Origin of the sequence: Kribbella sp. NBC_01510, from assembly GCF_045040325.1 — a bacterium.
GTDB lineage: Bacteria > Actinomycetota > Actinomycetes > Propionibacteriales > Kribbellaceae > Kribbella.
The window spans coordinates 8584160-8604508 of sequence record NZ_CP109418.1 but is presented as its reverse complement, the minus strand read 5'-3'; the positions used below and the strand labels follow the sequence as shown (position 1 = coordinate 8604508).

Annotated in this window: 20 protein-coding genes and 1 pseudogene; 14 read left to right on the top strand and 7 right to left on the bottom strand. The window is 69.3% G+C overall.

Annotation, left to right across the window (positions count from 1 at the left end; all coding sequences use genetic code 11):
* Positions 1–24: 24 nt before the first annotated feature.
* Positions 25–1332, top strand: a complete 1308-nt coding sequence (locus OG558_RS42015; protein ID WP_405068007.1) for an ATP-binding protein — start codon at positions 25–27, stop codon at positions 1330–1332.
* Between the two features lies 1 nt (position 1333).
* On the top strand, positions 1334–3352 hold the full coding sequence (locus OG558_RS42010; RefSeq protein ID WP_405068006.1) for a hypothetical protein: 2019 nt from the start codon (positions 1334–1336) through the stop codon (positions 3350–3352).
* On the opposite strand, the gene OG558_RS42005 is transcribed toward OG558_RS42010, so the two are convergent.
* The 3 genes from OG558_RS42005 to OG558_RS41995 form a co-directional block, all read right to left on the bottom strand.
* On the bottom strand, positions 3312–3686 hold the full coding sequence (locus OG558_RS42005) for a response regulator transcription factor (RefSeq protein WP_405068005.1): 375 nt from the start codon (positions 3684–3686) through the stop codon (positions 3312–3314). The genes OG558_RS42010 and OG558_RS42005 overlap by 41 nt on opposite strands.
* 93 nt (positions 3687–3779) lie before the next feature.
* A complete protein-coding gene (locus OG558_RS42000; protein WP_329479738.1) occupies positions 3780–4460 on the bottom strand; it encodes a response regulator transcription factor in 681 nt (226 codons plus the stop codon).
* 162 nt (positions 4461–4622) lie between these two features.
* A complete protein-coding gene (locus OG558_RS41995; protein WP_012922430.1) occupies positions 4623–5342 on the bottom strand; it encodes an IclR family transcriptional regulator in 720 nt (239 codons plus the stop codon).
* Between the two features lie 140 nt (positions 5343–5482).
* Between OG558_RS41995 and leuC the strand changes: the two genes are divergently transcribed.
* The 4 genes from leuC (at position 5483) to OG558_RS41975 (ending at position 9728) form a co-directional block, all read left to right on the top strand.
* Positions 5483–6913, top strand: a complete 1431-nt coding sequence (gene leuC / locus OG558_RS41990) for a 3-isopropylmalate dehydratase large subunit (RefSeq protein WP_405068004.1) — start codon at positions 5483–5485, stop codon at positions 6911–6913.
* 14 nt (positions 6914–6927) lie between these two features.
* A complete protein-coding gene (gene leuD / locus OG558_RS41985) occupies positions 6928–7527 on the top strand; it encodes a 3-isopropylmalate dehydratase small subunit (RefSeq protein ID WP_405068003.1) in 600 nt (199 codons plus the stop codon).
* Positions 7528–7778: 251 nt separating this feature from the next.
* Positions 7779–8930, top strand: a complete 1152-nt coding sequence (gene corA, locus OG558_RS41980; protein WP_329479728.1) for a magnesium/cobalt transporter CorA — start codon at positions 7779–7781, stop codon at positions 8928–8930.
* Between the two features lie 213 nt (positions 8931–9143).
* Complete coding sequence (locus OG558_RS41975) at positions 9144–9728, top strand: HU family DNA-binding protein (RefSeq protein WP_329479725.1); 585 nt, start codon at positions 9144–9146, stop codon at positions 9726–9728.
* A gap of 115 nt (positions 9729–9843) precedes the next feature.
* Here OG558_RS41975 and OG558_RS41970 read toward each other — a convergent pair whose 3' ends face one another.
* Together OG558_RS41970 and cofC are read right to left on the bottom strand one after the other, a co-directional pair.
* Positions 9844–10050, bottom strand: a complete 207-nt coding sequence (locus OG558_RS41970; RefSeq protein ID WP_405068002.1) for a hypothetical protein — start codon at positions 10048–10050, stop codon at positions 9844–9846.
* A 14-nt stretch (positions 10051–10064) separates the two neighbouring features.
* The gene (gene cofC, locus OG558_RS41965) at positions 10065–10736 is read right to left on the bottom strand and encodes a 2-phospho-L-lactate guanylyltransferase (RefSeq protein ID WP_405068000.1); all 672 of its coding nucleotides are present in this window, start codon (positions 10734–10736) and stop codon (positions 10065–10067) included.
* A 16-nt stretch (positions 10737–10752) separates the two neighbouring features.
* Here cofC and OG558_RS41960 point away from each other — a divergent pair, with 16 nt between their 5' ends.
* From OG558_RS41960 to OG558_RS41950, 3 genes are read left to right on the top strand one after another with little or no spacing between them, the layout of a single operon-like run.
* Positions 10753–11547 (top strand): lysophospholipid acyltransferase family protein, encoded by a 795-nt coding sequence (locus OG558_RS41960; protein ID WP_329479721.1) that lies wholly within the window; start codon positions 10753–10755, stop codon positions 11545–11547.
* The gene (locus tag OG558_RS41955; RefSeq protein WP_405067999.1) at positions 11544–12548 is read left to right on the top strand and encodes an NAD(P)H-dependent glycerol-3-phosphate dehydrogenase; all 1005 of its coding nucleotides are present in this window, start codon (positions 11544–11546) and stop codon (positions 12546–12548) included. Before OG558_RS41960 ends, OG558_RS41955 begins: the two co-directional genes overlap by 4 nt.
* Entirely contained in the window at positions 12545–13459 is a 915-nt protein-coding gene (locus OG558_RS41950; protein WP_405067998.1) for an aminoglycoside phosphotransferase family protein, read from the top strand. Before OG558_RS41955 ends, OG558_RS41950 begins: the two co-directional genes overlap by 4 nt.
* Positions 13460–13486: 27 nt before the next feature.
* Here OG558_RS41950 and OG558_RS41945 read toward each other — a convergent pair whose 3' ends face one another.
* Positions 13487–14200: a hypothetical protein gene (locus OG558_RS41945; protein WP_405067997.1), complete on the bottom strand. Its 714-nt coding sequence runs from the start codon at positions 14198–14200 to the stop codon at positions 13487–13489.
* Between the two features lie 227 nt (positions 14201–14427).
* Here OG558_RS41945 and OG558_RS41940 point away from each other — a divergent pair, with 227 nt between their 5' ends.
* Both OG558_RS41940 and OG558_RS41935 read left to right on the top strand, forming a co-directional pair.
* Complete coding sequence (locus tag OG558_RS41940; protein ID WP_405067996.1) at positions 14428–16386, top strand: sensor histidine kinase; 1959 nt, start codon at positions 14428–14430, stop codon at positions 16384–16386.
* On the top strand, positions 16383–17027 hold the full coding sequence (locus OG558_RS41935; protein WP_329479711.1) for a response regulator transcription factor: 645 nt from the start codon (positions 16383–16385) through the stop codon (positions 17025–17027). The genes OG558_RS41940 and OG558_RS41935 overlap by 4 nt, the downstream gene beginning before the upstream one ends.
* On the opposite strand, the gene OG558_RS41930 is transcribed toward OG558_RS41935, so the two are convergent.
* Positions 17024–18160, bottom strand: coding sequence for an ROK family protein (locus OG558_RS41930; RefSeq protein WP_405067995.1), 1137 nt, complete (start codon positions 18158–18160; stop codon positions 17024–17026). The two genes, OG558_RS41935 and OG558_RS41930, sit on opposite strands and share 4 nt — an antisense overlap.
* Positions 18161–18285: 125 nt before the next feature.
* Between OG558_RS41930 and OG558_RS41925 the strand changes: the two are divergent.
* From OG558_RS41925 to OG558_RS41915, 3 genes and pseudogenes are all read left to right on the top strand, one after another.
* Positions 18286–18474, top strand: a pseudogene (locus OG558_RS41925) (Gfo/Idh/MocA family oxidoreductase); the annotation flags it as partial.
* 68 nt (positions 18475–18542) lie between these two features.
* Entirely contained in the window at positions 18543–19328 is a 786-nt protein-coding gene (locus OG558_RS41920) for a Gfo/Idh/MocA family protein (protein ID WP_405067994.1), read from the top strand.
* Positions 19329–19339: 11 nt separating this feature from the next.
* On the top strand, positions 19340–20347 hold the full coding sequence (locus OG558_RS41915; RefSeq protein WP_405067993.1) for a sugar phosphate isomerase/epimerase family protein: 1008 nt from the start codon (positions 19340–19342) through the stop codon (positions 20345–20347).
* The last annotated feature ends 2 nt before the right edge of the window (positions 20348–20349 follow it).

The following is a 20349-nucleotide window of genomic DNA, read 5'->3' as shown; positions in this document are numbered from 1 at the left end:
CGACGCTGGGCGCAGACTGCAGAGGTGAAGTTGTGGGGGCGACGGCGTACTGGCCGTGAACAACTCGCTGGTCTGCTGGTATTGGGTGGGCTCGTGGTGTTCGTGGTGCTGGTGTACGTCCTCATCGTTCTGGGCGGCGGAGCGCTCATCGGCCACACCTCGTCGCCGCACGGAGGACTGTCGGTGTTGGCGACCGCGGTGGTGGCACTGTCCTTCAGCCGGGTGCAATCACGGCTCGAGGTCGTCATGTCGCGGTTGGTGCACGGTGGGTCGCAGTCGCCGTACGAGGTGTTGAGCAAGTTCTCGCCGGCAGTGATCGGCGGCCCGGCCGAGGAAGACCTACCGGCCAGGATGGCCGAAGTGCTGGCCGCCGGCACGGGGGCGAAGGCAACGCAGGTCTGGCTGATGGTGGACGGCCGGTTGAGGCTCGCCGCAACCTGGCCACCCATGGACGGATCGCCTGCGGTCGAAGCGGCGGCGGGTGACCTGCCCGGCCGACGGGAGTTGCCGGTGCGCCAGGCGGGCGAACTGCTGGGCGTTCTGGTGGTGCAAGAACACGAGAACGTACCGCTCACTCCGGTCGAGGAACGGCTCTTCGCCGGGCTCGCCGACCAGGCCGGGCTGGTGCTGCGCGGCGCTCGATTGCGGGCCGAGCTCATGCATCGGCTCGCGGAGTTGTCCAGGCTCGCGGAGGAACTGCGAAGGTCGAGGCAACGTCTCGTCGACGCTCAGGACGCCGAGCGGAAGCGGCTCGAGCGCGATATCCACGACGGTGCTCAACAGCATCTGGTCGCGCTCGCGGTGAACCTGAGGCTTGCCCACACCTTGGCCGGACGGTCGCCGCAGCGGGCCGATCGACTGCTCGCGGAGCAGTGCAAGGCGGCCACCGTGACGATCGAGACGATCACCAGCCTCTCGCGCGGCATCTACCCGAGCCTGCTTGTCGACGAAGGTCTTGCGGCCGCGCTCCGGACGGCGATCTCCCGTAGCCCACTGCCGGCCGAACTGGTTGCCGGTGACCTCGGCCGGTACCCGGCCGGCGTCGAGGCCGCGGCGTACTTCTGCGCACTGGAGGCGCTGCAGAACTCGGCCAAACACTCGTCGGCTAAGGCGATCCGCGTGGATCTGCGCGGCGGTCCCGCGGTCCTGGAGGTGACGGTCCACGACGATGGTGCCGGGTTCGACCTCGCGGCGGCGGGGGCCGGTGCGGGGCTGGCCAACATGCGTGACCGGGTCGAGTCGGCCGGTGGAACGCTGACCATCGAGACCACACCCTCGCGCGGCACGCTGGTCGCCGCCAGGTTGCCGGGCGCGCGCCGGCCGGGGGACTGACATGTACGCGCGGGTGGCCTGGGTGCTGACGGCGTTGACCGTACTCATCGCCGGTGCGGACGTCTGGGTCACCTCGGCGTACCGGCCGCTGCTGTCGGAGGAAGCGGTCGCCGTGCACGGGTTCCCGTTCGTCACCGGCGCGGTCATCGGATGCGCCGCGATGGGCGCGCTGATCGTGGCCCGGTGGGCGCGACACCCGATCGGCTGGCTGCTCTGCCTGATCGGCTTCTTGTCGTCGATCTCGTTGCTGACTGAGGCTTACAGCGTGTGGGTCATCAAGGCTGGCGGGCCGGGGCCGCGGAGTCTCGGTGGAATCTCAGGCTGGATCTCCGCCCTGTTGGGTGGACAGCTTTCCCTGGCCGCGCTGTCCATCCTCTTCCTGGTCGCGCCGGACGGCCGGCTCCTGTCCCGCCGCTGGCGCGCGGCGGTCGTCGTGGCGTTGGTCGGGTACGTCGCGTACGCCGGCAGCCTGCTCACCCTGTCGCCGGCCGGGTTCGACATCGACCACCAGGACACCGTCGGGCCGCTCGGCAGCCTGTTGTCCGTGGTCGGACTTCCCTTCATCGCCATCGGCCTGGTCGCCGCGATGGTGTCCATGGTCCTCCGGATGCATCGCAGCCAGGGAGTGCAGCGGCAGCAGGTGCGGTTGATGGCGCTGTCGGTGGCGTTCGTTGCCCTGAGCTTCGTCTTCCTGATCGTCGTCCAGATCTTCAACGGCGGTCAGCAGACCTGGATCTCCAGCCTCCCACTGTTCTTCTCGTATTTCTGCCTCCCGCTGCTGTTCTCCGTCGCGGTCCTGCGCTACCGGCTGTTCGACCTGGACCTGATCATCAACCGGGCCGTGGTCCTCGCCCTGGGCACGATCTTCGCCGGGATCGGCTACACCGGCCTGGTCCTTGCGGTCGCGGCCCTGCTCCACACCCGGACCAGTGGATTCTGGCTGTCGCTGCTCGCCACCGCACTGGTCGCGCTCGCCTTCCAGCCACTCCGCCAACGGACCGTCCGGCTCGCGAACCGGCTCGCTTACGGAGCCAGGGCGCAGCCTTATGAGGCGCTCTCCGAGTTCAGCCGCCGGCTCGCCGAGCCACCATCACCAAGTGCGCTGCTGCCCGCTGTCGCGGAAGCGGCCGGGCGCGCGGTCTCCGCGCAGTCCTCCACCGCAGACCTCAGAGTTCCCGGCCTGGTGGGGCTTTCCGTCGCCTGGCCCGGCCCGTCCGACGGATCGCCGGAGTACCAGGTGCCCGTCCGGCAGGGTGGCGACACCCTCGGCAGCATCGGCGTCACGATGCCGAAGGGGCACGGGCTCCGGGCTGCGGACGAGCAACTCCTGCAGGATCTGGCCGACCAGACCGCGCTCGCCTTCCGCAACGCCGCGATGGAGTCCGAGCTGGCGGGGCACGTGGCTGCCCTCGATCGCACCACCGCTGCGCTGGCTGAGTCCCGACGACGGATCATCGCGGCCGACGACGCCGCTCGCTGCCGGCTGGAGTCAGCGATCTCCCGGGACGTGCTGTCCCATCTCCAGCCGATGCCCGGGCGGTTGAGCGGCCTCAGCGTCGCCAAGTCGGGGAGCGCGGCGACCGACGAGCTCGAGCACCTTGTGGACGAGACGAACGCGGCACTCGAGTCGTTGCGGGCATTGACCCGAGGGTTGTTCCCCACCCAGTTGGCCCGCGCAGGCCTGGCCCGCGCCCTCAGCTCACACCTGGCGCGGAGCGGCTCGACGGTCACTCTGCACGTCGAACCGGCGGCTGACCGGCGGTTCGCGGCCAGGGTTGAGGCGGCGGTCTACTTCTGCTGTGTCGAGGCCGTGCGCGCCGGGTCCGGCGCAACCCGCATCGACCTCCGGATCGTGGCGTCGGAGCTGGTCGTGCAGATCGATGGCCTCGCCCGTGGCCAGATCGACGTACAGGCGATCGTCGACCGGGTCGAGGCGGCGGGCGGACGGCTGTCGCTCGATCGGGAGGATCAGCTGTCCGTCAGCATTCCGGTCGATCCCGACGAGCCCACGCGGCCGTGAGCAGGTCCGGACCGAACGCGGCCTTGGCCAGATACGACGTAGCCCCACAGCCGGAGATGTCGAACTCCTCCCGGTCATAGGTCGAGAGCAGTACGACGACTGGCGCGTCGGCCTCCTTGGTGATCTGCCGGGTGGCCTCGATCCCGTCGATGCCGGGCAGGTTGACGTCCATCAGGACGAGGCCCGGGCGCAGCCTCGTGACGGCGAGCAGCGCCTCCTCGCCGGACGACGTGGACGCGACGACGACGAAACCGTCGGTCTCCGACACGACGGCAGCGATCGCCCGGCGAAACGGCTCCTGGTCGTCCACGATCAGGACGCGTACGTCGGCCACTGGCTCACCTCCTGTCCGCCATCGTGGGGGACAAGGCCGTGGCGGCAACATGGTGCTGTCCGCCCGGACTGGTGCGGCTGACCCCCGCAGACGTCAGCGGCCGGACTGTCCACCGGTCGCCTCGAGGTAGGCGAGGACGGCCATCACGCGCCGGTTGACGTCGGACTCGTCGGCCAGGCCGAGCTTCTGGAACAGCGAGCTGATGTGTTTCTCGACAGCCCGGGTGCTCATGAAGAGGGCCTTGGCCGTCGCCTCGTTGCTGCGGCCGGCGGCGAGTTCCTGGAGCACCTCGCGCTCCCGATCGGTCAGTCCGGGCAAGGGCGACCGCGCATCTCGCGCCTTACGCGCCAGCAGACCCTCGACCACCCGGGCATCGAGGACGGAGCCGCCACGCGCAACGTCGTACAGGGCTCGCAGCAGCTCGTCGCGCTGCGACACCCGTTCCTTCAGCAGGTACCCGAGGCCCGCGACGCCGTCGGACAGCAGGTCGAACGCGTAGTCCTCCTCGACGTACTGCGACAGCACGACGACCCCGATCGACGGGTGGTCTGCGCGGATCCGCTTGGCCGCGTCGATGCCCTCGGTCGTGAAGGTCGGAGGCATCCGGATGTCGGTCAGGACCGCGTCCGGCCGGTGCCGGGCCACAGACTCCAGCAGCGCGGCCGGATCGGTGACCACGTCGACGAGCTCGACGTCCTCGGTCTCGGCGAGCAGCGCGGAGATGCCTTCGCGCACGAGGAAGTTGTCATCCGCAAAGACAACTCGCAACGCCACAGCACTCACTGTAGGCCCGCCGTCCAGGTCGAGCTGAGGTTGTCAGGCTTGCGCCTCGTCGTACGTAGCGGGCAGCGTGCGGTGCCGGCCTCCGGCGAAGTAGGCGACGGCCGCGACGGCGGCGTACGCGGCATGGTGATCCCGGATAGCGGGTGGTGGCAACTACTCAGAGGCGCGGCGCAGTGCCTCTGAGAGACGCTCGGCGGCGGCCATCACGGCGGGAGCGTGCATGCGGCCGGGCTGGCGGGAGAGGCGTTCGATCGGGCCCGACACGGACACCGCGGCGATCACCTTGCCCGATGGCGAGCGGACCGGGGCCGAGACGGACGCGACGCCCTGCTCCCGTTCGCCGACCGAGTGCGCCCAGCCACGACGCCGTACGCCGGCGAGTGCGGCGGCGTTGAAGGTCGCATTGTGAAGGCCGCGGTGCATCCGCTCCGGGTCCTCCCAGGCGAGCAGTATTTGCGCTGCCGAACCAGCGGCCATGGTCAGCTGGCTGCCGACCGGGACGGTGTCGCGCAGGCCGGACGGACGCTCGGCGGCGGCGACGCACACCCGGTACTCACCCTGGCGGCGGAACAGCTGCGCCGACTCACCGGTGATGTCGCGCAGCCGGGCCAGCACCGGGCCGGCCGTCGCGAGCAGCCGGTCCTCACCGGCGGCCGAGGCCAACTCGCTGAGTCGCGGGCCGAGCACGAACCGCCCCTGCATGTCGCGGCCGACCAGACGGTGGTGCTCCAGTGCCACCGCCAGCCGGTGCGCGGTCGGCCGAGCCAGACCCGTGGCCGCCACCAGACCGGCCAGGGTCGCCGGCCCGGACTCGAGCGCGGACAGAACGAGGGCTGCTTTGTCGAGAACGCCGACTCCGCTAGAGTTGTCCATGGGACGATATTGCCGTCTCGAATCGTGGAACGCAAGTCGCTAATCCGCCCTGGTGCAGAGCACTGTGAGCGATAGCACGCCACCACATAGCTCGACCGGGGCGGTGGGGCGGGAAAAAGTATCCAAGGAGGAGAAGTCTGATGGGTAGGACGTTGTCGGAAAAGGTCTGGGATGCGCACGTCGTGCGCCATGCCGACGGAGAACCCGACCTCCTCTACATCGACCTCCACCTGGTCCACGAGGTGACCAGCCCGCAGGCGTTCGACGGCCTCCGGCTGGCCGGCCGCCCGGTCCGCCGGCCCGACCTGACCATCGCCACCGAGGACCACAACGTCCCGACGTACGACGTGGACAAGCCGATCGCGGACCCAGTCTCGCGCACGCAGGTCGACACCCTGCGGAAGAACGCCGAGGAGTTCGGCATCCGGATCCACACCCTCGGCGATCCGGACCAGGGCGTCGTGCACGTGATCGGCCCGCAGCTCGGCCTGACCCAGCCCGGCATGACCGTGGTCTGCGGCGACAGCCACACCTCCACCCACGGCGCGTTCGGGGCGATTGCCTTCGGCATCGGCACCAGCGAGGTCGAGCATGTGCTGGCCACCCAGACCCTGATGCAGGCCCGGCCGAAGACGATGGCCGTGACCGTCGACGGCGTACTGCCGGACGGCGTCTCCGCGAAGGACCTGGTGCTGGCGCTGATCGCGCAGGTCGGCACCGGCGGCGGCCAGGGCTACATCGTCGAGTACCGCGGCGAGGCGATCCGCGCGTTGAGCATGGAAGCCCGGATGACGATCTGCAACATGTCGATCGAGTGGGGCGCGAAGGCCGGCATGATCGCGCCGGACGAGACCACGTTCGCCTACCTGCAGGACAAGCCGCATGCACCGCAGGGCGTGGATTGGGAAGCGGCCGTCGAGTACTGGAAGAGCCTGGCCACCGACGCGGACGCGACCTTCGACCGCGAGGTCGTCCTGCGCGCCGAGGACATCGCGCCGTTCGTCACCTGGGGCACCAACCCCGGCCAGGGCATCCCGCTGTCGGAGAGCGTCCCGTCGCCGGACGACTTCGACAACGAGAACGACAAGGTCGCCGCCGAGCGGGCGCTGGAGTACATGGGCCTCACCGCCGGTACGCCGATGCGCGAGATCCACGTGGACACAGTGTTCCTGGGCTCCTGCACCAACGGCCGGATCGAGGACCTGCGCGCCGCCGCGGGCGTGCTGGCCGGCCGGAAGGTTGCCGAGGGCACCCGGATGCTGGTCGTCCCGGGTTCGGGCCGGGTCCGGTTGCAGGCCGAGGCCGAGGGCCTGGACACGATCTTCAAGGACGCCGGCGCCGAATGGCGTGGCGCCGGGTGCTCGATGTGCCTGGGCATGAACCCGGACCAGCTGGCCCCGGGGGAGCGCAGCGCCTCCACCTCGAACCGGAACTTCGAAGGCCGTCAGGGCAAGGGCGGCCGGACCCACCTGGTCTCGCCGCTGGTCGCCGCCGCGACCGCGGTCACCGGGACCCTCGCCGCCCCGGCGGACCTTCCGCCGGTCGACGTCGCCGCACCCGAGAACGTCTGAGGAGCAGCAGAATCATGGAAGCCTTCACCCAGCACATCGGTACGGCGGCCCCGCTGCGCCGGAGCAACGTCGACACCGACCAGATCATCCCGGCCGTGTATCTGAAGCGGGTCACCCGGACCGGTTTCGAGGACGGATTGTTCGCCGCCTGGCGCAACGATCCTTCCTTCGTCCTCAACCAGCCTGAGTACGACGGTGTCTCGGTGCTCGTGGCCGGGCCGGACTTCGGCACCGGATCGTCCCGGGAGCACGCGGTCTGGGCCCTGCTCGACTACGGGTTCCGCGTGGTCGTGTCGTCGCGGTTCGGCGACATTTTCCGGGGTAACTCGGGCAAGGCCGGCCTGCTCGCGGCACTGGTTACCCAGGACGTCGTGGAGCGACTGTGGGCCACCATCGAGGCCGACCCGGGCACCAAGGTGACCGTCGACCTGGAGCACAAGACGATCTCTGCTGGTGACGTCTCGGCGCCGTTCGAGATCGACGACTACACCCGCTACCGGCTGCTGAACGGACTCGACGACGTCGGCATCACCTTGTCGCACGAGGCCGACATCGCCGCCTACGAAGCGACCCGGCCGGCCTTCAAACCGGCCACTCTTCCCGCGAAGGCTTGACTCGTGAGTTATCGCCGCCGTAACGCGCAGCACCCCGGCGGCGATAACTCTGGTGTTACCCTTGCGTCGTTGACAGAACAAGGCTTGCGAGATCAAGGAGGTGAGGCGCTGGTGACCAGCGATCCCTCCAGACATACCGATCTCGCTCGACCTTGAGAGGCTGAATCCTCTGGTAGTTGCGGCTTGAGTGCCGTGGGGGTCGGGCAGACGCGTGCCCATCACTCACTCGCTTCACCGCACCTGGAGGACTTATGTCCGACCTGCGCCTGCGCACACTGCGCGCCTTCGGCCGCGCCCCGTCGCTCCGTACCGCCGCCCGCAAGCACGCCGTTCCCGCTGTCGAGCCGGTCGAGAAGCCACGCGAGGCCGCGAAGCCCAAGGGGCACAGCGTCGTCGACAGTGCGATCTACTGTGGCGGCCGGCGGGTCGCCTCCCCGGGGTCGCTGGCCGAGACCTATCGCGTCCTGCACAAGGCCCCGCAGAGCCTGGCCTGGATCGGCCTGTACCGGCCGGACAGCCGTGAGCTCGCGTCGCTGGCGCAGGAGTTCGACCTGCACGAGCTGGCCATCGAGGACGCCATCCAGGCCCACCAGCGGCCGAAGCTGGAGCGGTACGGCGACACGTTGTTCGTCGTCCTGAAGGCCGCTCGCTACCGGGACGCGACCGAGGAGGTCGAGTTCGGCGAGGTCCACGTGTTCGTCGGCCCGGACTTCGTGGTGACGGTCCGGCATGCCGAAGCGCCGAACCTGGCCGCCGTACGGCGCCGGGTCGAACGCGATCCCGAGCTGCTCGGCCGGGGCACCGAGGCCGTGCTCTACGCGATCATGGACAAGGTGGTCGACGGTTACGCACCGGTGGTCGCCGGTCTCGAGAACGACATCGACGAGATCGAGACCGAGGTGTTCCGCGGTGACCCCAAGGTGTCGCGGCGCATCTACGAACTGTCCCGTGAGGTGATCGAGTTCCAGCGCGCGACCCGGCCGCTGGTCGGCATGCTCGAGTCGCTGCGCGGCGGTTTCGAGAAGTACGGCGTCGACGAGGAACTGCAACGTTCACTGCGCGATGTGGCCGACCACGTGACCGAGGTGGTGGAGAAGGTCGGCGGTTTCCGCGAACTGCTCCGCGACATCCTGACCGTGAACTCGACCCTGGTGGCGCAGCAGCAGAACGAGGAGATGAAGAGCCTCGCGATCGCCAGCAGCGCGCAGAACGAAGAGGTCAAGAAGATCTCCGCCTGGGCGGCCATCCTGTTCGCGCCGACCTTGATCGGCACCGTCTACGGGATGAATTTCGACAGCATGCCCGAACTGCACTGGCAGTACGGCTACCCGTTCGCGATCGGCCTGATGGGCATGGTCTGCGGTGGTCTGTACCTCATCTTCAAACGCCTCAGTTGGCTCTAGACAGGGCTCCGGCGCCGGTGAAGGATGGGACCGGATCGTTGCTCTGAAGGGATTCGGGGACCTCTGAAGGGCCGGATCGGGCCAAATTGTGGCACGAATCGCCCAAAACAAGGCCGAATTGCCGCGTTGGTGTTTGTGAACGGCGTGTTGAGTCCATAACGTTCACGTGAGATCGAGCGCTGTGCTCGACGCCTACGTTCACGGAGGGAAGCAGTGAACAAGAGCCAGTTGGTCGAAGCGCTCGCAGTGCACTTCGACGGAAACCGCCGCCAAGCCCAGCACGCACTGGAATCGGTGATCGACACCGTAGAGCGCGAGCTGACCAAGAAGGGTGGCAAGGTCGCTATCACCGGGTTCGGTGCCTTCGAGGCCATCGAGCGTGGCGCGCGCATCGTGCGCAACCCGCGGACCGGCGAGACCAAGCGTGCCAAGAAGACCGTGGTTCCGAAGTTCCGCGCGGGTGCGGAGCTGAAGGCCGTTGTCTCCGGCGCGAAGAAGCTGCCGAAGCTGGTCGTGCCGAAGCCGGCCGCGACCGCCACCAAGGCGGCCGCCCCGGCGAAGAAGGCCGCTCCGGCCAAGGCCGCGGCGACCAAGACCGCCGCCGCCAAGAAGGCGACGGCGACCAAGACGGTTGCGAAGAAGGCCCCGGTCAAGGCAGCTGCCAAGAAGGCCCCGGCCAAGACCGTTGCCAAGAAGGCGCCGGTGAAGAAGGCTCCGGCCAAGACCGTTGCCAAGAAGGCGCCGGCCAAGAAGGCCCCCGCCAAGAAGGCTCCGGCGAAGCGCGTAGCTACTCGCTGACCTTCAAGCACTGCAGCACCGCAGTAACCGCACTACAGCGAAGGCCGGTCTCCCCACTCCAGGGGCGACCGGCCTTCGCCGTGTGGGGCAAAGCTCAGGATGCCTGCGGCAACCTTTAGAGCTCGGTGGCGAACTCGACCTTGCTGACGGCCAGACTGGCGCCGGATCCCGTGGTCTCCAGCCGGACCCGCTGGCCGACGCGCAGGTGCCGGACCGGGGTGTCGGCGACGGCATGCACGGTGAAGGGGAGCTCGATCCCGGTGTCGGTCAGCACGGATCCGGAGAAGGTTTCGCCGTCGTACCGGCTCACGGTCGCTTGCATGTCCCAACCGTACTTCAGCAGGCGATGCCCTCGGTGCCCGTCGCCGCACCCAGCACCAGCGACATCACGTCCGCGGTGGCCGGACCGACACCGAGTTGTACGGCGTGCGCCAGATCGGCCGCCGTGTCGACATCTCGCCGTACCGACTCGATCCCCGCGAGCTCGATGGGGACCGCGCCGGAGGCCTGGTGGGCTAGTGCGGAACCGACACCGAAGCGCGGATCCAGCGCGACCCCGGGGGCTGCGGCGAGCAACGTCGTACCGGTGCCGGGCTGGTCGATCACGAACGACCGCGGCGCCACGCAGGCGGCCAGTACGGCGGTCAGCTCGGCAGGGCGCAACGCGGGCAGATCCGCCGAGAGAGCGGCGACTCCGTTGCCCGGGAACTCCGCGGCCGCGACAGTGGCACCATGCAGCAAGGCTTCGTTCAGACCCGCGGCCGGGAGGTCGGGCACCACCCGCGCACCCACCGCGCTGACGTCCGCGGCCACCACGGGATCGTCGGTGACGACCAGGACCGCGCGCACCAGGGGAGAGGCGAGGGCGGCCGCAGTAGTGTCTACAGCGAAGGCGCGGGCCAGCTCCGGCCGGTGCTGAGGGTAGGCGGACGCGAGCCGGCTCTTCGCGATCGCCGTACGCTTCACCGGGATCGCCAGGATCCAGGGAGCGACCTGTAGGTCTGCCATCAGGCAGGATTCTCCCATGACGGATGGCAGTGACGAGCACCAGGAGGCAACAGTGGACGGCCAAGGCAGCGATCCCCGGCCGCGCCGGGGCTTCTGGTTCGGCCTGGTGGTGGCGATCGTCAAGCCGTTCATGCTGGTGTTCACCAAGCATGAGTTCACCGGCCGGGAGAACATGCCGCGGTCGGGTGGCGTGGTGTTCGTGACCAACCACATCTCGCATTTCGACCCGCTGGTGCTCGGGTTCTTCATCTGGGAGTGCCGCCGGATCCCGCGGCTGCTCGGCAAGGCGTCGGTGTTCAAGCTGCCGATCCTCGGCCGGATCATCACCAGCGCCGGGCAGATCCCGGTGCACCGGGAGTCCGCGCAGGCCGCCGACGCGTTCCGGGACGCCGTGGCCGCGGTCGAGAAGGGCGAATGTGTCGGCGTCTATCCGGAGGGCACGATCACCCGCGATCCGGCGATGTGGCCGATGACGGGCAAGACGGGCGCGGCCCGGATCGCGTTGATGACGGGCTGCCCGGTGATCCCGATCGCGAACTGGGGTGCGCAGGAGATCATCGAGTCGTACACCGGCAAGCTGCGGATCAGGTTGCTGCCGCGTAAGACGATCAGGGCCCGGGCCGGGCAGCCGGTCGATCTGAGCGCGTTCCAGGCCGAGCCGATCACCAACCAGCTGTTGCACGAGGCAACCGACGTGATCATGCGGGCGGTCGCCGAGACGCTCGGCGAACTGCGCGGCGCGACCCCGCCCAAGGAGCTTTACGACCTGCGCAAAACCCGCAAGTCTGACGACGGTAAGGAGACGGCATGACGAAGGTCGCGGTGTTCGGGGCCGGATCCTGGGGTACGGCGTTCGCCGTCGTGCTGGCGAATGCGGGGAACCAGGTGTCCGTCTGGGGTCGGCGTGAGTCGCTCTGCGAGGCGATCAACACCCAGCACGAGAACGCCGACTACCTGCCCGGCCTTCGTCTCCCGGACGCGATCACGGCGACCCACGACCCGGCCGCGGCGGCCGATGGCGCTGAGGCCGTCATACTCGCGGTCCCGAGCCAGTCGTTGCGGGAGAACCTGACGGACTGGGCCGGCGTCCTGCCGAACGCCGTACCCCTGGTCAGCCTGATGAAGGGCGTCGAGGTCGGTACGACGAAGCGGATGAGCGAGGTGATCGCCGAGCTGACCGGCGCCGGGCCGGAGCGGATCGCGGTGGTGTCGGGTCCCAACCTCGCGCGCGAGATCGCCGAGGGACAGCCGGCCGCGGCGGTGGTCGCGTGTGCCGACGAGGGCACGGCGACCCGGATGCAGAAGCTGTGCCACTCACCGACGTTCCGCCCGTACACGAATGTCGACGTGATCGGTTGCGAGCTCGGCGGCGCGTGCAAGAACGTGATCGCCTTGGCAGTCGGGATGGCGGTCGGGCTCGGGTTCGGCGACAACGCGCGGGCATCGGTGATCACCCGCGGGCTGGCGGAGATCGCTCGCCTCGGTACGGCGCTGGGTGCGGACGAGCACACGTTCTCCGGGCTGGCCGGCTTGGGTGATCTGGTCGCGACGTGTTCGTCGCCGCTGTCGCGGAACCGGACATTCGGCGAGAAGCTCGGGCAGGGCATGACGGTGGCCGAGATCGCCGGTGCGACCCGTCAGGTCGCCGAAGGCGTGAAGTCCTGCGCGTCCATCTCCGAGCTGGCGCATCACCACGACGTCGAGATGCCGATCGCCGAACACGTCACGAAGGTCGTCGCCGGTGAGATGACCCCGAAGGACATGCTGTTCAGCCTGGTGTCCCGCTCCGCCAAGTCGGAGCGCTGGGGATGATCCCGGCCGCCTTCGCACAATCCACGATCGACCGTGAAGGCGAGGCAGGCGCGGCCTGGTTCGCCGAGCTGCCCGGGATCGTGGACGAACTGCTGGAACGCTGGAGCTGTGCGCCGGACGGCGACGTCATGCACGGCGGCGTCGGCGTGATCGTCCCAGTCCGGCGGGCGGCGCAATCCGCCGTACTGAAGGTGTCGTTCCCGCATCCCGGCAACGTCCACGAGCCGGAGGCCTTTGCCGCGTGGGATGGACGCGGCGCGGTCCTGTTGCACGAGCGCGACGACGACCGGTTCGCGATGCTGCTCGAGCGGGCCCGTTCGTCGACACTGGCTGCGGTCGACGACGGAGACGAGATTCCGGCCATCGCCGGGGAGCTGAGCCGCCGGTTGGCGATTCCCGCACCGGCTGGACTGCCGCGTTTGAGCGAGCAGGCCGATCAGTGGGAAGCGGAGCTCGGCAAGGACGCGGAGGAGCTGACGCACGCGCTGTCCGATGCTGTGGTCGATGCCGCGGTGGCGACCGTTCGTGAGTTGGGGCGGGTCCAGCCCGACCTACTCGTCCACGGTGACTTTCATCCACGGAACATTCTGCGCGCCGATCGTGAACCGTGGCTGGCGGTCGATCCCAAGGGGTACGTCGGAGACCCTGCCTACGACAGCGGGACCCTGCTGAAGGTGTGGACGTTCCTACACCTCGGCGTGGCAGATCTGCCCAAGGCCGTCCACCGGGCCTTGGACATCTTCGCGGAGGCCGCCGAACTCGATCGGGAACGCGTCCGGCGGTGGGCCCAGTTGCACGCGGTCCAGGCCGCGTTCTGGGGACGCCGGCACGGCTTCCGCAGAGCTCGCAGCGGGCCAGAACTCGATCTGTTCACTGGTTACGCGGACCGGTTGGCGGCGTTGCTCACCTAGCTGGTACGGCGCCAACCGGCGCTCGCGTCACTTCGAACGGACGGGTGCGACCGGAGGAAGGTCGAAGTCGTCGTTGCGCATCCGGAGCAGGGCGACGCTGGCTCCGGCGAACCCGACGGCGGCGACCAGGAGACCGATGCCGGCGGCAACGTGCCCGGGCATGAACGGATGGGTGAAGCCGCCGACGGCGAGCGCGATCCCCATCCACGCAGGGGCGACGCGGCTGCGCCACAGGGCGATGCCGAGCAGCAACAGGCCGATGGTGATGGCGATGATGAACAGCAGACCACCGAGCAGGATGGTGGGCTGATCCGCTCCCGCGGCGGCGAGCTTTCCCATGGTGGCGCTGTCCAGGCCTTCATGGACTGTCAGGTACTCGACGCTCACCACACCGGGCAGCAGGAAGAACCCGGCACTCAGGCCGATCACCGCGATCAAACCGCCGGCGGTCGCCAGCCGCGGTGCGGGCCGGTGACTCGCCCAAGCCACGGCAAGCACTGCGGGGATGAGCAGGAAGAACGGAACCTGGATCCACTGCAGCGCTTCGAAGCGGCCAGGGTTCGCGGTCACCGCGGCGAGGTTCGTCTCGAACGACGCGTTGCCGTCGACCGGACTGAGCAGGTAGTACGCGCCCTGCGCCAGCATCGGCAGGGGTGCGACGACCGCGAGCAGTATCCGCCAGAAGCGCCGTACGTCGCGCGGCGTCTGAGTCGCTCTCTGGGTGGTCGGGGTGCTTGTCATGGTTGCTCCTTCAGAAGCCGGAATGCCGTCCTGGCCTCAGCGTCCGGTCCGGGTGCCCCCAGCCGGCAGGGCCACTGCGGCCGGGGCGCTCGAGAAATGTTCCTGGTTCGGGTAGGGGCCGGCCCATACGCGATCGTGGGGTAGCGGCCGGATGATGAGGACGTGAGCGCCAACCTTGAGCGGATCGTCGGGAACCGTCGGCTCAAGCGGGCCCCACCGGGCTGCTGGTGCTCGCGTTCGCCGAGGCGGCCGTGACAGCTGTCGCCGCAGCGGCGTCCGGGCTTACCTGGGAGCGCCTGGTCGATCTGTTCGTGGTGACGAACGCGCTGATCGGGTTGTCGCTGGCGCTGGCCGGCTGGCCGATCGCGTACTACCACCCGCGCAATCTCGTCGGCTGGTCACTGCTTGTCGGCGGCTGCTTCTACGCCGCAACCGGAACCGGCCTCAGCGTGCTCGCGTGGGCCGGGGAGCCGACCGCCGCGTGGCGCGTTCTCGCCACGCTGACCAACGGCAGCTGGAGCTGGGCGCTGGCACTGTTCATCCCGCTGGCTCTGGTGCTCTTCCCGGACGGCCGGTTGCCTGGCCGCGGTTGGCGCCGGCTGGTCGTCGTACTGGTCGTCACCGCGGTGATCTGGTGTGGCGCCGGTGTGCTGGATCCGTACGGCGGACTGACCGCCGAAGTAGGTATTCCCGGCTACCCGGCCTGGTCCGGGTTCCGGCAGATCGTCTGGTTCCAGGTCGCCGGGCAAATCGGTCTGCTGGCTGGTTTCGCGGGTGCCCTGGCAGCCCTGACCGTGCGGTACCGACGCGGGCCGGAGCAGATCCGCCGGCAGATCCTGTGGCTGTTGCTGGCGCTGATCGTGATGATCACCTGCTTCGCGATCGACTCCGTCTTCGAGTGGGAGTTCCTGCTGGTCGGCGTCCTGCCGATCTTGCTCCTTCCGTTGTCGATAGCCATCGCGATCCTGCGGCACCAACTGCTGGACATCCGGCTGGTGGTCTCTCGCTCGGTGCTGTACCTGCTGCTGACCGGCGGTGTGGTCGCCGCCTATCTGGCCCTGGTCCTGCTGCTCGACCAGACTGTGCGACGGCAGGTCTCGCTCAACTCGTCGGTGCTCGCCACGCTGGTGATCGCCTTGGCTTTCAACCCGGTCCGGGTCTGGCTGCAGCGCTTGATCCATCGGGCGTTCTACGGCGCGCGGAGGGATCCGGTCACCGCGATCGCCGAGGTCGGCGCGCGGATCGGCGCCGGTGCGGGCTTGACCGGGGTTTTGGAGGCGCTGTGCCGCGTCATGCGCTTCCCCGCCGCTGCCCTCGTCATCGACGGCAGTCAGATCGCTGCGCACGGCGAACTGCCCGCACTCCAGCACGCAGTCGTACTGGTCTCCGGAGACGACAGGCTGGGTGAACTCGTCATCGGCCTGCGCTCCGGGGAGTCCCGGCTGAACCAGGCCGACGAGCAGGTGCTGATACTGCTCGCCGCGCCGTTGGCGGTCGCGGTGCAAGCGAGCCGTCTGGCCGGCGAACTGCGGGTCTCCCGGGAACGGATCGTCAGCAGCCGAGAGGAGGAACGACGGCGCATCCGCCGCGACCTGCACGATGGCCTCGGCCCGGTCCTGACCGGGGTGGTGCTCAGCGCCGATGCGGCCCGCCGCCTGCTCCGGACCGATCCGGATCGCAGCTCTGAGCTGCTGGCCGGTCTGCGTGATCAGACGATTGGTGCGATCGAGGAGATCCGGCGACTGGTGTACGGCCTGCGCCCGCCGGCTCTGGACGGACTGGGGCTGCTGGGCGCGCTGCGCGAGTACGCCCTGATGGTGTCCCGGCGAAGCGACGGCGCGGCGCTGACCGTCACCGTCGAGGCGCCACCCGTGCTGGCCGAGCTCTCCGCCGCCGTGGAAGTGGCGACCTACCGGATCGCCACCGAGGCCATCACCAACGTCGTTCGGCACTCCACTGCCACCGCCGCCGCCGTGTACCTCGCCGTTGACACCGCCACGTTGCGACTGGAGATCCGCGACAACGGCGTGAACGCTGGTCCCGCGTGGCAATCGGGAGTCGGGCTCACCTCGATCAGCGAGCGGACCGCCGAGCTGGGTGGTCACTGCCAGATCCGGTACGACGAGAACGGCTGCTCGGTCAGCGTCGTCCTTCCCCTGACAGCACCGGCGGTGGTGGTTCCATGACGCTGCGGATCGTGGTTGCGGACGATCACGGCATCGTCCGGGAAGGGCTGGGCGCCCTGCTGTCGGCACACGACGGTTACGAACTCGCGGGCACGGCCGCCACCGGCGCAGAGGCGGTCCGCTCCGCCGTCACCCTGCGACCCGATGTCCTCGTGATGGACATCCAGATGCCCGACCTGACCGGCATCGAGGCGACGCGGCAGATCACGCGGGTCGCGCCGGAGGTCGCCGTCCTGATCCTCACCATGTTCGACGACGACGAGTCCGTGTTCGCCGCGATGCGCGCAGGCGCCCGCGGCTACGTACTCAAGGGGGCCGCGCCGGACAATGTCATCCGCGCCATCGCCGCGGTGGCCGCCGGCGAAGCCATCTTCGGCCCCGGGATCGCCCGCCGGGCCCTGGACTACCTGTCCGGACCGCGCCCGGACCAGGCCGCGTTCCCGGAGTTGACACCCCGGGAGCGAGAGGTTCTCGATCTCATCGCCGCCGGCCTGGGCAACGCCGCGATCGCGGCCCGGTTGGGCCTTGCGCCGCCGACCGTGGGCAACCACATCACCAGCATCTTCGGCAAGCTCCAGGTCGCCAGCCGGGCGGAAGCGATCATCCGGGCCCGCTCCGCCGGCCTCGGCGAGGACCGCTAACCGATGGCGTGCAGGAGAACGAGGGTCGCCGCGCCGCGGAGGGCGGCGTCCTGGCCGGAGCGCGCGGTGACCACGCGCAGGTCGGTCGTGGCCAGCGGCAACGATCTGGCATAGATCGCTTCGCGGATGCCGGCCAGCAGGCTGTCGCCGGCCTGGGAGAGTGAGCCGCCGATCACGATGACGGACGGGTTCAGCAGGCTGACGGCCGCGGCGAGCACGGTGCCGATCTCACGGCCTGCCTGGCGGATCGTACGGGTCGCGATCGTGTTGCCGGCCCGGACCAGGTCGACCACGTCCTGACTCGACGACGGTTCCAGCCCGGCGGCGCGCAGTTGCCCGGCGACGGCCGTGGCCGACGCGACCGCCTCGAGACAGCCCGTGTTCCCGCAGCGGCACACCTCGCGGTGTCCTGGCGCCTGGATGTGCCCGATGTCCCCGGCCGCGCCCTGGGCCCCGCGATGGAGCCGGCCGCCGCTGATGACGCCGGCGCCGATGCCGGTGGCGACCTTCACGAACAGCAGGTGCTCGACCTCGGCGTACTCCGTCGCGTGCTCGCCGAGCGCCATGATGTTCACGTCGTTGTCGACCAGGACCGGTCCGAGGTGTTCACGGCTCAGCCGGCCGACGACGTCGTACGAGTCCCAGCCCGGCATGATCGGCGGATGGTTAGGCCGGCCGGTGCTGTGCTCGACCGGTCCCGGCAGTCCGACGCCAGTCCCCGCGAGGTCCGTGACGGATCGCCGTGCTGCCCGCAACAGGACACGTCCCATCCGCGCGACCTCGCTCAGGACCACCTCGGGTCCTTCGGCGATGTTGAGCCGGGTTGTCGACCGGTCCAGGATCTCCCCGGTCAGATCGGTGAGCGCGACCGACACGTGCGTCGCGCCGACGTCCGCGGCCAGGATCAGCCGCGCGGTGGGATTGAACCGGAACCGCGCCGGCGGTCGCCCGCCGGTCGACGCCGCTTCGCCGGACGGTACGACGAGACCCGACGCGAGCAATGCCTCGATCCGGCCAGTCACTGTGGACCGGGCGAGGCCGCTGAGGTCGATGAGTTCGGCGCGGGTCCGCGGTTGCCCGTCCAGCAGCAAGCGCAGTACGGCATCGGTCTCCGCCGTACCGAGATCGCTCATGGCCGCACTTCCGTCCCTGGGCCGGTGGACTTTTGCTTGACAGGGTTCAAAAGTGTCACATAGCGTCCTTCGACGTGTCCACCAGTGCGCGCAACCTCCGGGTCGGGATCGTCGGTGGCGGCTTCATGGGCCACGTTCACGGCAGGTCCGCGTTGGTGTCCGGCGCCTCGGTGGTTGGTGCCGTTGGATCATCACCTTCAAGGGCTGAGGCAGCAGCGGAGGCAACCGGCGCCGATCGTGGCTTCGCGACCCTCGACGAACTGCTTGCCGCCGACATCGACGTGGTCCACGTCTGTACGCCGAACAACACCCACCTCGAGGTGACGCTGATTGCGCTCGAGGCCGGCAAGCACGTGATCTGCGAGAAGCCCTGGCGACCTCGGTGCAGGACGCGGCCGGACTGCACGCCGCCGCGTTCGAGGCCGAGCTGGTCGGCACGGTGCCGTTCGTCTACCGCTACCACCCGATGGTCCGCGAGCTGCGCAGCCGGATCGCCGCCGGTGACGCTGGTGTGATCACCAGCCTGCACGGGTCGTACCTGCAGGACTGGCTGGCGGGCGCGGACGACCAGAACTGGCGGGTCGACGACTCGACCGGCGGGCCGTCGCGGACGTTCGCGGACATCGGGTCCCATTGGTGCGACCTGACCGAGTTCGTCACCGGCGACAGGATCGCCGCGATCAGCGCGCAACTGCGGACCGTCCGGGGTCAGCGCGGTGGTGTCGAGGTCCGCACCGAGGATCTGGCCACCGCACAGTTCCGCACCGAGGCCGGTGTGGTCGGCACGATCGTGGTCAGCCAGGTCGCGGCCGGCCGGAAGAACCGGCTGTACCTGGAGGTCTCCGGCACCGAGTCGAGCTTCGGCTTCGACCAGGAGGATCCGGATCGCCTGTGGGTCGGCCGTCGTACCGCATCGCAGCTGCTGACGCGCGACCCCGAGACGCTGAGCCCGCCCGCGGCGCGGGTGAACCGGCTGCCGGCCGGGCACGCGCAGGGGTACCAGGACGCGTTCGACTCGTTCGTCGCCGACAGCTATGCCGCCGTCCTGGGCGACCACCCGGACGGCCTGCCCGACTTCGCCGCCGGCGCGCGGTCCGCCCGCGTGGTCGACGCCGTACTGCGCTCGGCCGCGAACGACAGCGCCTGGATCACCGTCGACAACTCTTAGGAGCCAGTGAGATGCCTCGTCCGATCACTCTGTTCACCGGTCAGTGGGCCGACCTGCCGTTCGAGGAGGTCTGCGAGTTCGCCTCCTCGGCCGGGTACGACGGGGTCGAGATCGCCTGCTCGGGTGACCATTTCGACGTCCAGCAGGCGGTCGACGACGACTCGTACGTCCAGGGGCGCAAGGACATCCTGGAGAAGTACAACCTGCAGGTGTTCGCGATCTCCAACCACCTCGTCGGCCAGGCGGTCTGCGACAACCCGATCGACTTCCGGCACCAGGCGATCGTGCCGTCCCGGATCTGGGGCGACGGCGAGGCCGAAGGCGTCCGGCAGCGGGCCGCCGAGGACCTGAAGAACACCGCGCGGGCGGCGGCGAAGCTGGGCGTGAACACGGTGATCGGCTTCACCGGCTCGTCGATCTGGCAGTACGTCGCGATGTTCCCGCCGGTGCCGGCGGAGCGGATCGAGGCCGGCTACCAGGACTTCGCCGACCGGTGGAACCCGATCCTCGATGTGTTCGACGCGGAGGGCGTGCGGTTCGCGCACGAGGTGCACCCGTCGGAGATCGCGTACGACTACTGGACCACCGCGCTGACGCTGGAGGCGATCGGTCACCGCGAGGCGTTCGGGCTGAACTGGGACCCGAGCCACATGGTCTGGCAGGACATCGACCCGGTCGCGTTCCTCTGGGACTTCAAGGACCGGATCTACCACGTCGACTGCAAGGACACCCGGATGCGGGTCGGCGGCGGCCGCAACGGCCGGCTGGGCTCGCACCTGCCGTGGGGTGACCCGCGGCGCGGCTGGGACTTCTACTCCACCGGCCACGGCGACGTGCAGTGGGAGGACTGCTTCCGCGTACTGAACTCGATCGGCTACGACGGCCCGATCTCGGTCGAGTGGGAAGACGCCGGCATGGAGCGCAAGGTCGGCGCCGCCGAGGCCGTCAACGTCATCCGGGCCCTCGCCTTCGACAAGCCGGCGGCCGCCTTCGACGCCGCCTTCGCCACCGACAAGTGAGT